At 58.7% G+C, this 16,012-nt stretch carries 8 protein-coding genes; 1 reads left to right on the forward strand and 7 read right to left on the reverse strand.

The window, feature by feature from the left end; genetic code table 11:
- Positions 1-15: 15 nt before the first annotated feature.
- The 5 genes from COW1_RS06545 to COW1_RS06565 all read right to left on the reverse strand — a co-directional run bounded on the left by COW1_RS06545 (position 16) and on the right by COW1_RS06565 (position 13,066).
- Complete coding sequence (locus COW1_RS06545; RefSeq protein ID WP_201345783.1) at positions 16-2,250, reverse strand: DUF262 domain-containing protein; 2,235 nt, start codon at positions 2,248-2,250, stop codon at positions 16-18.
- A complete protein-coding gene (locus tag COW1_RS06550) occupies positions 2,247-7,235 on the reverse strand; it encodes a hypothetical protein (RefSeq protein WP_201345784.1) in 4,989 nt (1,662 codons plus the stop codon). Before COW1_RS06550 ends, COW1_RS06545 begins: the two co-directional genes overlap by 4 nt.
- Before the next feature lie 2 nt (positions 7,236-7,237).
- Positions 7,238-10,105 (reverse strand): DEAD/DEAH box helicase, encoded by a 2,868-nt coding sequence (locus COW1_RS06555; RefSeq protein WP_242466508.1) that lies wholly within the window; start codon positions 10,103-10,105, stop codon positions 7,238-7,240.
- A gap of 346 nt (positions 10,106-10,451) precedes the next feature.
- Positions 10,452-12,641 (reverse strand): VIT domain-containing protein, encoded by a 2,190-nt coding sequence (locus COW1_RS06560; protein ID WP_201345785.1) that lies wholly within the window; start codon positions 12,639-12,641, stop codon positions 10,452-10,454.
- A 2-nt stretch (positions 12,642-12,643) separates the two neighbouring features.
- A complete protein-coding gene (locus tag COW1_RS06565) occupies positions 12,644-13,066 on the reverse strand; it encodes a MerR family transcriptional regulator (protein WP_201345786.1) in 423 nt (140 codons plus the stop codon).
- 188 nt (positions 13,067-13,254) lie between these two features.
- On the opposite strand from COW1_RS06565, the gene COW1_RS06570 reads away from it, so the two are divergent.
- Positions 13,255-14,358: an HNH endonuclease domain-containing protein gene (locus tag COW1_RS06570; protein ID WP_201345787.1), complete on the forward strand. Its 1,104-nt coding sequence runs from the start codon at positions 13,255-13,257 to the stop codon at positions 14,356-14,358.
- A gap of 43 nt (positions 14,359-14,401) precedes the next feature.
- Here COW1_RS06570 and COW1_RS06575 read toward each other — a convergent pair whose 3' ends face one another.
- Positions 14,402-15,337, reverse strand: a complete 936-nt coding sequence (locus tag COW1_RS06575) for a metallophosphoesterase (RefSeq protein ID WP_201345788.1) — start codon at positions 15,335-15,337, stop codon at positions 14,402-14,404.
- Entirely contained in the window at positions 15,334-16,011 is a 678-nt protein-coding gene (locus COW1_RS06580; protein WP_201345789.1) for a hypothetical protein, read from the reverse strand. The genes COW1_RS06575 and COW1_RS06580 overlap by 4 nt, the downstream gene beginning before the upstream one ends.
- Between the last annotated feature and the right edge of the window lies 1 nt (position 16,012).

Below are 16,012 nucleotides of genomic sequence, written 5' to 3' on the forward strand. Positions count from 1 at the left end.
TTTTATAATTAACATTCAGTCTCCAATGGCATGCTTCAACTCACCGATCAGTAGGGACGGCGCCTCAATCAGTTCTGACAGGGTATACAGATGCCAGCCAACCAGAGTCTCAGGTAAAGGGTTTGCCCTGCCCTCAGGCGCCCAGACACCGATTTTGTATTTGGGCCAAGCCATCTCGAATTCTCCCACCACCTCACTTGTGGAGTTCTGCACTTCATAGCCGATCACTGGTTCCGGTAACCCATGGTCGATGATCCAATCGGCCATGGGTACGGCAGCCTTGCTCAGGGTCTGGGCCCATTCAGGCAGAACCGCGTAGGGATCGTCCAAAATCGTCTCGGCGATGTGGCGCTTGAGCTTATCGGCGTCTTCGAATACCCGGTAGCCTGCATGGGTGGCAGTCAGAACCAAGTCCTGTTCTTCGTTCAGCAACATTGCGGCAGGCGCATCCAGGCCAGGCTGGAGACCCTCGGGCCAGGCGAGGTCCAGAATGGCGATCGGCTCCCCTGATTCGGAATTCACCAGCTCATATTCGATTTCCCCCAAAGGCAGCTTTTGCGCCTCCATCCAGGCGCGCAGGTCGCGGATGATCTGCTCGTCCTCCTCCGAACCGATACCACCAGGGATCTCCCGTGCGGGGGCCTGAACGGTTCCTGTATCGCCTTCATCGAAGACATAGAGCTCATTCAGCAGCTCATTGGTGGCGGCGGCCAACAGCTCACGTCGTGCCTGGAGAAAATCGGGGTATCGCTCCAGCGTCCAAAGGGATTCGTCCATGGGTACCCACTGGCTCTGCAGGGCATCAGGGTAGTTGCTACGCACTTCCTGGAAATACTCCTCCGGGTACCGGTTGGTGATGGTGAGGTTGGAGCCCTTGGTCAGAAAGCAGAAATTGGCCAGGGCATTGACCGGCTTCTGGTCGTACCCGAAATCGCGCAGCTTCTGCTTGGGGAATATATGGTGCAGTTCCAGGCTGGAATTGCTACTTAGCAGCCCTTTTTTAAGCGGGATCCCAAGACCCCAGTCCTGAGCCTCGCCGACCCGGGTGAGCATGTACAGCAACGAGTAGAAACGGTTGCCCCTGGTATGGCCGGCGAAGTGATCGGGGCGTACCTTGAGGCTGCCGCGCCACAGGAACAGCTCATGGATCAGGGCTTCGATTCCGTCGCCCTTGCTCTCCAGAAGAATATCCAGGTCCCGGGACAGTACGCTTTCTGTGGAGCCCGAGTATCTCCCCCAGATGGCCGAGTGGATATACCAGAACAGGAGTTTGTTCACCGTTTGCTGATCGGCGATCTTGCCGCCCTGCTCCTCGATGTAGCGCACCATCACGGGGAAGGCATAGTAGCCGGTCAGCACCTGATGGTGATCCAAGCCCAACCGGGCCCCGATCATATCCAACAGGTAGTTGATGTGTTTGATGGCTTTGTCCAGACCGACCAGGAATTGTTCACCGGTCAGGTCATGGATGAACGAGAATTTCGCCTCATTAGTAGTCAGTGTAGTGATGCTGCGCAGCAGCCAGTCCAAACTGAAGTAAAAACCCCGGGCATTCCAGTCATCCAGCGCCTCGCGCATACTCGTGCGGGCGTCGGGCTGGGTGGAGCAGATTTTGGCCAGCGCCAAATCACCCTTGGAGAGCTTGGTACCGCCGCTGTTCACCCGGTTGAAGATGTCCACAACCACGTCCAACGTCTTGTCCTCGCCGGAGATCTGCTCTACATGGATGTCGATATCCCGCACGTCGCGCAGGCGGTTCAGGCGGCTGTTGTAGCGGTTGCCCTCCTTGAACGACAGCTCCAGAGACTCGGCCAGGCGTTCGGTCACAGACTCCGCCCCGTTGATCATCAGATCGGTAACGCTGATCCACAGAGGATCATTAGCCATGCGGCTCGGCATGTAGAAGGAGAACTCCTCGGTCTCCACATTGAAGTACAGTCCCAGGAAAGCCCGTTCGTCGCCATCGAAAAAGGCCGGTGGCTTGCCACGAATGATTCCGTACAACGAGGTGATGCGCTGCTGGCCATCCAGCAGCAGGTTCACGGCCCCAGCGGTAAGTTGATGCTCACCCCGATGTCCGACGCTTCCCGCATCGGTAGTCCAGGACAGCAGACTGCCCACTGGGTAACGGCGGTAGAGGGAGGCCATCAGGCCGCGCACCTGATCACGGTTCCAGACATAACCGCGCTGGAATTCCGGCAGCGCAGCCTGTCCGTTGTCGATCTGGTCCAGGAGTGTGGAGATCTTCATGGGGTTCCTCGTCGTTCGGTTGTACGCGAGTCCACATCCTCGCTCGAACGTTCGAAGAACGCCCAGGCGATGCGGTAGTCTTCTTCCCGGTCTGGCTTGTAGAAAGGCGCCTGATAGGTCACAGTGCGTTCTACCGGACCGTCAGGCAGGGTGTCATCCATGTAGGTCTTGGTGACCGTGCCTTGCTTGAGATCGCGAATGTCTTCCCAGCCCAAGGCGATGCCTTGTTCCGAACGTTCGAGAGTGTCGATGCCGTAGCGGATGCCCTGTTCCAGATCGCTCCTGCGGGCCTTGCGGGGCAGGCCGACGTTCACCAGGCCCTTGCTGGGAGTGAAGACGATGCGGCCGTTGGCGTCGTACCAGGTGTCGGCTTCGTACTGACGCATGACGGGGAACTGCACCCGATATATCGTAAGCAGTTCGTCCAAGGTCAGGCCCAGGGCCTGGGCTACCAGCACGTCGATCTCCAGCAGGGCCTGACGGCGGACATAGTCTGTACGCAAAGCACAGTGGCGTTGCCACTGTGATCCAAGTGCGGAAAAGAAATCGGTTGGTAGAATACTGGCAGGTCGACTGGCCTTATCCACTGCCCAGCGTTGCCCTTTGTAAGATTCTTGCCAAGAGCTCTGCCACAAATCTGCGTAGTGATTGCTAAGTGATATCAATATCAAAACACGGGAATGCAGTGCGGATGATAGAATCGACGATTCATACTCAGGTATCACAATCAGATCTAGAAGCTCTCTTAGAATGTGTCCTTTCCCTGTAGACTTAACAAAAAAATCGATCGGGAGTGAAAGACATATAGCAGTAAAATCAACCAAATCATTTCGGTCACAAAACGCTGTGGAAAAGACCGTAAGGATGTGACCTGGTCCTGGAGGAATAACTGCAGGGATCATCGTGCGCTCAGCAGAAGAAGAAACATCACGCCGATTCACAAAGCGGTAATACTCAGTCACCCTCCGCGGCTCACTCTCACCGGGTTCGGTCCAGGACACCTTTGGTGTGCGGGCGGCGTATTCGTCTGGCGTGCAGGCGGGCACATAGTTGGTGCGCGGCAGGTAGTCGTCCGACAGCACCTCTAGGTCTAAGACATCGTAGTGGCTGTTCTGGGTACATTCGCGGCGTGGTGTCTTGTACAGCGGTGTGCCAACGAAGAAGTTGGGTCCGGAGAGGATCCATTCGTCAGAATCCTTGGGGAAACGTGTCTCGCGACGGGTAGTGCCATCCCTCTGCGCATAAGTTTCATCGAACATCACAGTGGAGAAATAGTCGCCCTTGAGATCACCCAGTCGACGTGGCTGAGCGGCGAACTTCTCCAGCACCGAGACCAGCGGAGAGGCATGCAGGGCTGGCAAGCGCGCCTCCAAGGCCGGCGTACCTTCTTCATCGTAGAGGCGTGCAAACAGTTCTAGTTCCCGCCTGGTAACGGGAATAATCCGTTCGGCATGGCCGTCAGTATTCCATCGCATCCGCACCTGACCATCTGCCCATTCTAGCTCCTCTTTGATGCCGGGCACCTGACCAACGCCACGATGGGAAAAGCAGACATCGATGGTCTTAGGGACGAACAGATTAGCTATGTGGTTGAACTCTGGATCACTCCGACCCGGACCATAGATATTAATGCTGAACTTTGCATGATGATCAACATCGGCGAATAGATTCAGTTCATTCACAAACTGAAAGTGAGACCGGAGTCTTGGATAAATCTCCTGCCGGAGCCCCCCTCCCTTCGGGTCGTCATATGTTCCCTCCGGATGCAGGAAGCCTGAAACACCCTGATAATTGACCACGAGCCACGCCCGCGGTAGGAAACATTTGTAGAGATTGGTCTGCACCCCGCGCAGTTCGGGATAATTTACCGCCGCATTGAGGAAGTTCTGCGTGCCCTCCGCTTCCTCGTACTCATCCAGCCAGGCGGGCGGCAGTGCCGGGATACGATGAAAGGTCTCTTCACGCAGCTCATTCAGCCGGCTGGCGGAGTACTTTCGCAGGACAAACATCGGCTCGTGGTCAGCCAATACACCGCCTTCTTCCCACTCCACCTTGACCCAGGGCGGATTCCCAAGCACCAGATCGAAACCACCGACCCGCTGCACCTCCCCTTCGCCGTCAGGCAGGAAGATATCGGCAAACTCCAGCTCCCAGTGCAGGAAACGCCGTCGCTGCGCGATCTCATTGGCAAGCTTGAGCCGCGGAAAGCCCTTGAACAGGATGTCCAGGTTCACCACCCCGAAGCGGTCAACGAACCGTTGACCTTCCTCCCGACTTTGGGTCGGGGCGAACATGTCGTTCACTTCATATCTCGGACCGGCGGCCACAGTGTCGCCCAGCAGTAGATTCTCCAGATCGAACAGGAAATCCTCGCGATCGGGGAGGTCCTCGGCACGCTCGATGGGCCAGAACCACAGGGCACACCAGTAGTCCATGGCGAGCTTCAGCCGCCGGTAAGCATTGGCATTCTTCTGGTATTCGGCATGCAGCTCGCCGGCGAGGGCCTGGTCCTTGAAGGCCAGGGTTGTCGTCTCACCCTTGGCCTCGCGGCCGTAGATGGCGTAGGGGTCGGTGGTGCGCGCACGCAGCTTGCGCAGACTTTCGGCATGTTCGTGCCAGAGTTCATCGATGCGACCGGAGAGTCGTTGCAGGCGTTCGCGCGTCTCCTGATCGAAGGGCTTGGTGAACTGTTTGCGCCAGTCATCGATAGCCTTGATCTCATCCCGGTAGATCTTCTTTGCCACCTTATCGGTGTACTTCGCCATGCCGTTGTCCGGCAGCAGGAAGTGCCAGATGCGGTTTTCGGGGCATGAAGTACCGAGCGGGGTGCGATCCGGGGCGCGCTTGAGCCAGGAGCTGTCTCCCCTTGCCTCTGGGGCGAGGCTGCTGGCGGGGTAAGTGGCGCGGCGCGCGCCCACCAGAGAATCGCCATTGACCAGCTGCAGGCCGAACCAGGGCACGAAGCGGTCACCGGACAGGGCATTCAGCCACAGAGAGACCTCGGCCAGCTCCACGGCCACGGGGTTGCGGTCCACACCGAAGACGTTGTGATCGGCGAGGTACATCTTCAACCGCTGCTTTTCGCCGGCGTAGTCGGCCTGAGGAATGCGCTCGCCCCGGGCGCTCTGGGCCAGTTCCAAGTATTTATCCGCCAACTGCTCGATGGCCTCGTTGAGGAAGGCCGCCGAGCCCATGGCCGGCTCACAGACGCGCAGCTGCAGCACGCGCTCGGCGCGGGCGGCGTCGTCGGGCAACGGGTCGAGCTGCTCCTTATACAACTCGGCCAGGGCGTATTTGACCAGGCTGCGGGTCAGGACCTCGGGGGTGTAGTAGGAAGCGGACTTCTGCCGATCCCGGCCCGCCAGGCGGTAGAGGAAACGTCCCCTGGGGTGGCGGCGCAAGACACGGTGGCCCTGCTCGTCGCGGTCATAGACCCGCTCCTCGTCCTTGTATTGGTCCAGGGCCTCGGCATCGACGAAATAGCCGGTGTCCAGCAGGTCGGGGTTGTTCTCACCGGCCCGCTTGACCTCATACAGGTCTTCCTGTGCAAAAAATCCACGATAGCTGAGCAGGGCCTCGTAGACAGCGCCCAGCTGATTGATGCCCAGGCGCGCATAGGAGATGCGTCCGCGCCGCCGGCGGCCCCGGGCGGGGCGGGAGAGAGACATGAGCCGGATGACGGTCTGCAGGGTAGCATTGGTGAACACCACGCGGTTGAGCATGGGTGTGCGCGCCGGGTCGAACAGGTGCGACTGCAGAGGCGGCATGGTAAAGGCATCATGGCCGGTGTTCTCGGCCAGGAGGTCGCGCTCTGGCCGATAGCCCTCCCGCACCAAGCGGAACAGGGTGGTGAGGGTGTCATGGAAATAGCGCCCCTGCTGCTCGTCGGGTCGGGTGAGCGGCACCAGCTCCAGCTCGCGCAGATGCTCCAGGCTGTAGCCCTGGAGATAGGTCTCGGAGTTCATGGGGGCGTAGCCCAGCTCGGGACGCGCCTCGATGTAGAACAGGAACAGCAGACGATACATGTAGCGCAGGCATTCGAGGCTGAGCTGATGGGCATCGAGCTGGCCAGAGAAAATCCCCTTCTTGTGTTCCCTGGCCTGCTCCACCAGCTGCTCGGCCGCTTCGTTGCCCAGCAGCTCGATACACTCACGCAGGGCGTACTTGAGATCCTCGGAGACGCCGAAGGCATGGCGGTGGGCGTTCTCCTCCAGGGTATCCAGCAGGCTCTGCCCCTGATCATCCACCAGCGAGGCGCGGTGCATCAGGGCGGTGGCCACCTTGAGGCTTTCCGTCTCGCGCCGGGAAAACAGCTCCACCCAGTCCAGGCGCAGTACGCGACCCTGGGCGAACTTGGCGCGGTCGATAAGCAGCCACTGACGGGGACTGGCCAGCAGCACCCAGCGGGGCGGCCGGGGCTGCGAGAAGATGAAACGACCAAGCGCGGTCTGCCAGTCGACAAGATTGCCATTGGCGGCGTTCAGCGTCTTCGGCACAGGTGTGGAACCGAGCGTGGTGTACTGGGACTCCTGCAGAGGCACGGCCAGCGGGTCCCTGTCCGGCTCATCCAGGGGCACGGCCTGCACGACCCAGAGTAGCGGAGAGCCGTCACTCCCCTTGTATTCGGCCAGCACCGGAAACTCCGCGTCTTCGCCTGCTGGCAGGCGCTGGGGGGCATAGTCGTAACCCAGCACAGACAGCAGATCTCGCACCAATTCACGCTGGAGTTCCACTCGGCGCTTTGGATCGCGCTCGCGCTCCAGGCTGGACAGTCCCTGGAGATAGCCATGCCCGAGGCGAAGCAGCCGGTTCCAGGGGGTCAGATCCTGTTCCGGAACGGATTCACCCTTGGAAGTATCTTCCCGGGCGGCATTTTCGGCCTGTTGCCAGTGCTCGAGGCTGTCCTTGATGTCATTGAGGAACAGCTCGCTGAGGTAGTGCTCAGAGTAGAACTCGTTGTCATTGATGATGCCGGCCCAGGCCATGATTACGCCTCCTGGCCGGTGAACGCAGCAACCACCTGAACATAGGGCTGCTGTTCGATCATCTGGGTGGCCTCCAGCCAGTCTTCGTAGTCCTTGAAAATGCGATCGATGTGGGACATCCGCTCGTCACGGCGGCGAGCCTTGAGGGCATCGGCCTGGCCGCTTGCCTCCAGTTCCAGCTCGAGCTGTTGAACGTGGCGCTGCTTCAGGGCATCCATGGCGGCCATCTGGGCATTGAGTCGTTCGTTCAGGGAGGTCTCTTCCTTCTGCTTGTGTTCTTGCAGCCGCTGCAGGGCAAGGTCCACCACCTGGGGTAGCTGGGCTTGCAGCTGATCCGTGTCGCCGGCAACACCCCGGTTGGGCACCTGTCCCGGAGAGGCGCCGAGGCGATCGATGAAGGGGGCCAGCTCCATTTCTTCAACCACCTTTCCATCTCGAAGCAGGACACCGATCCATGACTGGATAAGCAGGTAGCCACGCTGATTGGGATAACCCCCATGAAGCAGGAAAGCCGATTCGTCTGGCGCGAGCTTGCCGGGCAGCCGCACTACCGGAGCGGTATGGCGACCAAAGGCATTAAGGGCGCGGTCGGCAAGCCATTCCATTACCGGATGCAGGGGCCAGAGATACTGGTGCTGGGCCCAGGGACTGTCCTCGTCGCGGCGACGGCGCAGTTCCTCCTGGATCCTGGCCACATCAGGGCTGAGGATGAAGCGGTCGTCCTCAGGACGCGACTCCGGAGGCAGATGCTGCAAGCGTTGCACCAGATCTGGCGGAGCGGTGAGGGTCAGTCGATTGCTGTTCTTGTCAACTTCGCTCTGGATCGACACACCGCTGTCTCGCAGCCACGCAACGGCCGCGGTGGCATATGCAAAATCGTTTTCGTACAGGCTGAAGGCCGGCTCCGCGACCTCGGCTAGTGAGCTGCTTGGCACTCTGTCCGGAACAAAATTCTCGAGCGGTGTGGCGCTGGATTCATGCTGGGTATCGAGAAACTGGGCGAACAGTGCGGCCAGATCGTCGTCCTCGCGTTCTATGAATTCAGCAACCTTTTCCTCCTCCTGCTCCACGCTGTATTCGCCCAGGAACTCGGATGGGTCGCCGATATTGCGCTGCGCCTGCTGGTCTTTGTCGATCAGCACTTCCAGTACGCGCTGCTCATCGCGCACACGGGGGTTGCCGGATTCGGTGACCAGGTAACGAATTTGTGGCTGATGGGTCTGCCCATAGCGGTCGATTCGCCCATTACGCTGCTGGAAAACCATCAGTGACCAGGGAACGTCGAAGTGGATAAGGCGATGGGATAGGTGATGCAGATTTATACCTTCTGCCGCCACATCGGAACAGAGCAGGAGGCGCACAGGGCTGTCTTTGCGACCAAAGGCATCAACGACTTCCATGAGTTCACGGTCGCTGCGATCGCCACGCAGAATCTCGGTCTGCCCTTTTTTCAGTTTAAGGGCCTTGGGCAGATGTTCTTTCAGGAACTCGAGTGTTTTAATGCTTTCAGTAAAGATAACCAGGCGGTCTCTCGGATCGTTTGGCTTCCAGCCTAGCCCCTCCGGGCCGTTACCCAACAGGGCCAGAAGACGCTGATACTTGCTGAAAGCCGCTGGCTTGATGGCCTGCAGCGCAAGGCGCAGTGCCTCAAGCTTGTCAAGATCCTCGGTGATCTCGGGCGAGGGTTCCATTTTACCCAAGCGGGTCGCGCGGTTCTCAACTGTGGAGAGACAGGCAGCCGGACTTGAGTACAAGGTTTTCTTCAAGGTGGTACGGAACAACTGGCTTCCACTGGATTTCCGGCCATCCAGGGTGTTGAAGCTCATGTCCTCCAGGAGGGCATAAGCCTCTTCCTCAGCCGGTGAGGCAGATGCGCGCACAATATCGATATCGCGTTCATGCAGATACTGCCCGAGCTGATCCTGCACATCTTTTTTGAAACGCCGTATCACCAGACCCTTATCGCTGAAATCTTCATGGGCGTAATCGTCCGGATTGGCGATAGCCGTGGGGTCAAGCATATTCATCAGACTCGCAAAACTGCGGGCCTTGCCATCATGCGGGGTAGCGGAAAGCATGATGAGGGTATCCGAACGGGTGGCCAGAAGCTTGGCCAAACGGGCGCGCTGGGAATGGGTGCCCCGGTCAGCGACATTATGGGCTTCATCGATGATGATGATGTCCCAGTAGGCTTTCTCAAGATAATGGCGGTATTCGATATCCTGCTTGAGTGTATCGATGGAGATGATCGCGCGATCAAAGTAGTGGAAAGGGTTGTGATTTCCGGGGATGCGATTGCGCACCCGCTGAAGTCCTACAGAATCCAGTCGCACCAACGGGATGGTGAACCGGTTCCAGAATTCCTGCTGGAACTGCGCCAGCATTGATTTCACCGCCAGCACCAGAATCCGCCGCCCCCTGCCCCGTGCGATGAGTTCAGAGACCAGAATTCCTGCTTCCAGGGTCTTACCAAGACCTACGGCATCAGCTATCAGAATCCGGCTACGCGGCTGTTCAAGCGCCTGCAGTGCGGGATCGAGCTGGAAAGGCAGGGGATCAAGGGCTGCACGGTGGCCCAGGCAGATCCGGCTGCCGGAGGCCGGGGTCTTGCGAATGACGGTATCGAGATAGAGAAAACTGGCCTGATAGCCGCTGGTGGTATCGTCCACCAGCTGGGTTTGCTTCGGGTCTAGGATGCGAATGTCGCCTTCCAGCTTGGTCAGGAAGCGGCCTTCGCGTCCCCGAACCAGTTCGGAGAGCCCCTCACAGGCTAGCAAATATCCACTATCGGAGCTGCGCGTCACATAGCGGAGACGCCATTCTGCATCACGGATCTCGAGTCGCATTCCTGGCGCATAGTTATTCTGCATGACTACACCACCTCACAACTGAGTCGAGATGACTGCGAGGTATTCTGGTAATCCACTTGGAGTGATCTAAAGTCATGGCAACCAACGTCATCTTTATTAGAGGCGACTAGGAAGCCACCCAATCTTATTCTTCGGCTATTGCTGCTTATATTTTCAGATGCTGCGAGCTCCATCATTATAAAAAATATGAAAAATCAGGTAATTATATGTTCATCGGTTACTCTGCATCGTCGCCGGAAATTATTCAGTTTTATTGATTGGAACAACGTTAACACATTGATACATTTACTGAAAGTAGATATTAAACGGTGCCCACAATCGCTTCGCACAAATTCTCGCGACACACTCATGACGGTGTATATGGCAGCACTGATCTGACCTCCTCAATCAAACCAAGTACCATCTCATGCCTTTTGCAGGCAACAACAATCGCCCGCCTGGCCTCACGCTTCAAACCATTCCCTGACGGCCCTGTCGCCACCAGGTAAAGGTACGCCACCACCACATCCGCCTCCGGATAGCCCGCATCGACCAGGTCGGCCAGGGCATCGATCACTACTGGCGGCAGGGACAGATCCACCAGATCCTCCAGGCTCTCGAGCTTGAGTCGGGGCACATAATAGGACTCAGGCAGGGCGTTGAGTGCATCGACGAGGGTCCTGGCGGCGATTGACTCCAGTCCAGCCGGTTCCAGGTCGGCTTCCAGGCTGTCCTCGTACAGGCACATATCGGCACTTGCGATGATGGGAGCGCTTGATAGATGCACCAGCCCCTGCACCGATCCCAGACCGCCCCAGCCGGCCGCCAGCATCTGCGGGACCTTGCGCAGTTCCGGCAGTTCCCCGGCCTTGTCGGCTTCCGCCCTGATCTCGACGACCAGATAATGGGTCCAGGGGCTGATGAGCTGGTACTGCGTGGCCCGTGCCTGCCCGACGTCGGGGTCATCGCATGCCTTGAGAACGGCGGCAACGCCCAGGCGCGCCAGGGTGGATGCCATCTCCGGGGAGGTCTCCTGCGCATCCGCTGGATCCGTGGCAGGCGGTACGATGCCGGCCGGCTGGGTGATCGTCCGGCCGCCCGGCAAGGTATAGGTCAGCCTCACCTCTCCTTCCGGCGGTTCATCGAACCAGGCAAACACATGCAGGGTATCGCCGCTGTAGAGGCGATCAATACTGGCGGGGAACTGCTCCCGTGCCGTGGCGGGCCACTCGAGGCGCACCGCTTCGGCCCGGGGCGAGTCCATACGCAGGAAGTGGCGATAGATTTTCCCGGCCATGTCCTCATTGGGCGAGACCAATTCACAGGCCCCGCCCGTGGTTTCGGCCAGTTGGCGCACCGTGTCCTCTGCCACGGCGGCGCCGACCCCGACTGTGAACAGCCGGGTACCGGAGGTACGGGCACGCTGGAGGATACCCTTGCGATCCCAGACCTCCCCGTCCGTGATGAGCAGGATGTCGGCCGGGGCCGTGCCCTGGCCGGAGAGTCGGTAGGCCGCCTCCAGCGCCTGGCCGAGTTCGGTGCCGCCCATGTCCGCCTGCAGCGCCTGAACCTGGGCCAGCGCCCGTGCCAGGGTGTCCTCGGTGACCGGGACCAACTCGCCGAACCACTGCCGATACTGGCTGCCGAAGCTCAGCAGTTCGAACCGGTCCTGGGGACGCAGGGCACCCAGGATGCGTTTCAACGCGGCGCGGGTCTGGGCAATGGAGTCCCCTGTCATGGATCCCGAGCAGTCGATTACAATAATCCGGCTGCGCGGCGTCTCATCGCGCACGCCACCGAAATCCGGCTTGAAGCTGGCCAGCGCGACATAACCGCTGCCATCCCGGTCGTACCGGGCGCTGGCCGGTTGTGCCTCGTTATAACTGAAGCTGAGCACGAAATCCCGGTCCAGCTCCGCCCGGCCCGCTGCAAGTTCCACCCGCCTGCCCTCGCCGTCGGGGCGGATACTAACCGTATGCGAGGGCGAGTCGATCGCCGCCTCGGCCAGCAGCCCGGAAACACGCAGCGAAAGGCTGAACCGCAGGCTCTCCAGCAGGCTGTATTCAGGTTGCTGATGCGGGGCCAGGCCGGCCGCAGCCGGATCGCCGTAGCGCGGGGCCAGGGTCGTGGGCAACGCCAGTCGCAGCTCATTGCCCTGCCAGCGCGGCAGCAGGCCGTAACTGAACTGCACCCGGGCCACCTCGCCCGGTTGCAGGTTGCCGACGTTCATCGAATACAGGCCAGGGCCGATCTGCTGCAGCAGGATCGCCGCATCGCCATCGGTAATGGCCTCCTCGTAGCGTTCCTCCGCCTCGGCCGCGGCCACCACGGCACCGCTCAGGGTGCGCTCGTCCAGGGTCACGCTGAGCGAGAGCAGCACCGCATCCAGCGGCAGCGGGAAGGTGTAGACCGCCTCGATCACGGCGGACTCGGTGTTGCGGTAGGTCTGGGTCGTGGTGATCTCGACCATCAGGTCGCGGATCTCGCCTTCGACACGAACGTCCTGCAACGGGACCCCACCGCCCTCGACGGATATCATTTCAGCGACAACCTGCATGTTCATTCCTCCTCATCTGGCGTGGTCAACTCATCAATCAGCTGCATCACCCCTTGCGTCAGGGCACGGATCTGCTCCGGGCCGAGATTCGCCTGCCTGGGTTCGATGTGCAGCTCCACGCCATCCCGCAGCAGCACATGGCTCCAGACCTCAACCTCCCCCGGCTGGCGTCGCCGGAGCGGCGGCAGCGGCCCCTGCGGGCCAGCCAGCAACTCGCGGATCCGCTCCAGGCTCAGACCCGCCTCCTGCCACTTGCGGATCTCGAGCAGCTGGTCCAGATGACGCTGGACATAGAAGGCCCCCCGCTTGGCACCTTCCGGCCGGTCTACCAGCCCCTGCTGGATGTAGTAACGGATGGTGCGTTTTGGCAAATCCAGCAGCCGGCTCAGGTCATCCAGGGTGAATTTTTGCGTGTTGCTGTTCATGGCACTTATTTTTTATCACTATTTGTGTCTAATATCAAGTGTCATATAAATACATTGGGTACCACCCGAGCCCGGCACATTAAAGCCTCATAACATTTTGTTTTTACTTGTATATGTTTGTATTATGCAAGTTGCCGGACGCGAACTTCCGGTAGGCTTGTTACATGTAGGGTGAAGGGAGGGGAACATTGATATCCATCAATCTGCCCGAGAGCGATCGCGTCAACATCGGTGCACTTTCAGCTCTGTTCAGACAGCGCACAAACTCTTACAAGTACCTTTTCTTTATTGCCCTGTTACGACACACACAGCGGAGTTCTGTGGACCTGAAGACTCTCGGCGTTGAGATGCTGTCGATTGCATGGTATCCGCATGTATATTTCCACCTGTCGTTTGGAATACAGGACAAAATTGGTAAAGCACTGGATCGCCTGAACTTCAGTTCAGGCAGTCGGTGGCGTGCGGGCAGGGCGAGCAGCATTGCAGATCTGCGCCAGGCCATTCATGACCAGTGGGAGGAGATTGACGGCGACAGATTGCTGCGTTTCGTTCCGCAACGCCTGTTGACGCCTTTTTTTGCCACGGAACTGCATGGCAAACGCGATTCCGTGAAGGACAAGTTGATTCAGGACCTGGCTGAGGCGAATTTCAATAGTCACCGTCCCCTATACCGCTTCTGCAAGGATGGAAATTCGATAATCCTGCACAGGGATTGGCACCGCTATCTCGCCAGACACGCCAGTATTATCGAAGGCTGGGCCCACTGGCACTGGGTAAAATATCTCCAGGCATGCAATCCGAATGCTCCAGCCATCCCGGAAAAACTCTCACCACCATCACAAAGGTCACAACTGAAGTCAGAACGCAAATTCTGGCATGAAATTCTCAAGCTGCGAGAGTTGCGCTGCATCTATTCAGGCAAAGTCATCACGCCGGGGGATTTTCATTTAGACCATTTCATCCCTTGGTCCTACGTTTGTCATGACCGCCCCTGGAATCTGATTCCGACAATTCCAGAAGTAAATACTCGCAAGGGTGACAGCTTGCCGGATAGACGATATATATCGCAATTCGTTGAACACCAGGCATTGGCCCTGGATCTTGGTATGTCAATCCTCAAGCCTGACCAGTGGCAGAAATTCATCGAGCCATACATCCTCGACCTCGGTCTTGCGCATGACAGCATACAGGACGAGCATGCGATTCAAGACGCATACAGTGCCACGATAGAACCACTCATATCCCTTGCAGGGCAAATCGGATTCCAGAGCAATTGGGTATATCCGGCATGAAACGGTTCGGAAACCGGACAACCTACCTACTAACAACCGCGGATTACCGACCCGACCGTGATACCCAGACGAAATTCTCCTGGCACAACTGCTGCTCACCCTGCCAACGATAGGCAACCATCTTACCCCCCGGCTTTGCGACGCTGTAATCTAGGCAAGCAATATTACTGGCAAGCGGCCCTGGTGTGCCCTCAAGCCAGTAATGCCCAAGAAACACAGGCGGGGCATCGTGCGCATACTCGATCAGGTGCTCCCCGTGAATTGGGTCATCCGGGATATGCGTGCGGGCACTTTCCGGGCCCATGAAGGCTTCGCGATAACTTGTAGCACCCCGATCCCACCAACGTACACGCATCTGGTGACGCAGGGTTCCCTCCTTGTCGTGGTATCCGCTCTCCGCTGGCAAGGCGATTTCCTTGCCCTTGAGCAGTGTCTCGATGGCCGTGTGTTGCCAGCCGCCGGGAGACACCGCTGCTGCCAGAAATGATTCCGTCAACGAACCCTGCCCTTCCCCGACTGCCTCCAGGGAGGCAATCGCATCCGGATCCCAGCAGGCATGCACGATGCGCAGCCCGCCCAGGTCCAGCCATATTGGCAGTTCTCGGAACCAGTCGAGCACCCGTGCATGGGCTTGTGGATCGTCTGCATAGGCATCGAGGAATGCCTGGTGCTGGCGGCGGTTTTTCTCGGTATGTGGACGCAGGTAGCCACCCGCTCTGTCTGGTGTCGACCAGGCGAGGGCATTGAACTCATGATTCCCCATGACGGCAAGCGCCGTACCGGCATCCAGCATCCGGCGTGCCAGTTCGACGACTTCCCGTTGCTGTGGACCGCGGTCAATGAAGTCGCCCAGGAAAATCACGCGATGTTGCGGATGCCGGTAGACGCCGTCCACGCGGCGGTAGCCCAGGGTATCGAGCAACGCTTCCAGGGGATCACAGTAACCATGGATATCGCCGATGATGTCATAGCCGGTCATCCGTCAATCATCTCCTCTTCGTCTTCATCCTCATCAGCGGGCGTATGCGTCTCCACCCAGTCCGCCAGCACCAGGGCGTAGTAAGCCTCAAGCTCGTGATAGAAGCCGGACTCCACCGAGACGAACTGGCTCAATTCCTCGGCGCATGCGCCGTTTTCATAGTTGGCATTGAGGTGACTGATGGCTAGCCCACCTGTGTAGTAATCCCCCGCATACGCACTCTTGTCTATGAATTCAATCATTTCACCGAGCGACAGAGGCGCAGGGAATGTCTCCCATGATAGCTCGAAGGTGGAATCTTCATACTCATCCACCACGGTGTAGCGGATATGATCCGCTTCCGGACGCGCCCTAATGCTGATCTGATCATAAATGGTCGACTCGAGACTGATGCGCGCAATCTCCACTTCGCCGATTCGAAGAGGCGGAAGGTATTCGCCGCCCATCATGGCGGGATGGACCCTTCCCCATGACGATCGTTCCAGCTCGGGCAGTTGCGAGCGCACCAGGAAAGCATCCAGGGCAGCAAACCCACCCTGATCATAATAGAAACGCGCCAGCTCGCGACGAGCCTGCCCGGAAATCTGTGTCAGCAGCTGATCGATAGTCTGTGATTCCGGCCAGTAAGTTGCTGGACGATATGCATAATCGAATCCACTTCGCATCAACGACATT

This window comes from Thiohalobacter sp. COW1 (assembly GCF_016629505.1).
In the GTDB taxonomy this organism is placed as follows: Bacteria; Pseudomonadota; Gammaproteobacteria; order Thiohalobacterales; family Thiohalobacteraceae; genus Thiohalobacter; species Thiohalobacter thiocyanaticus_A.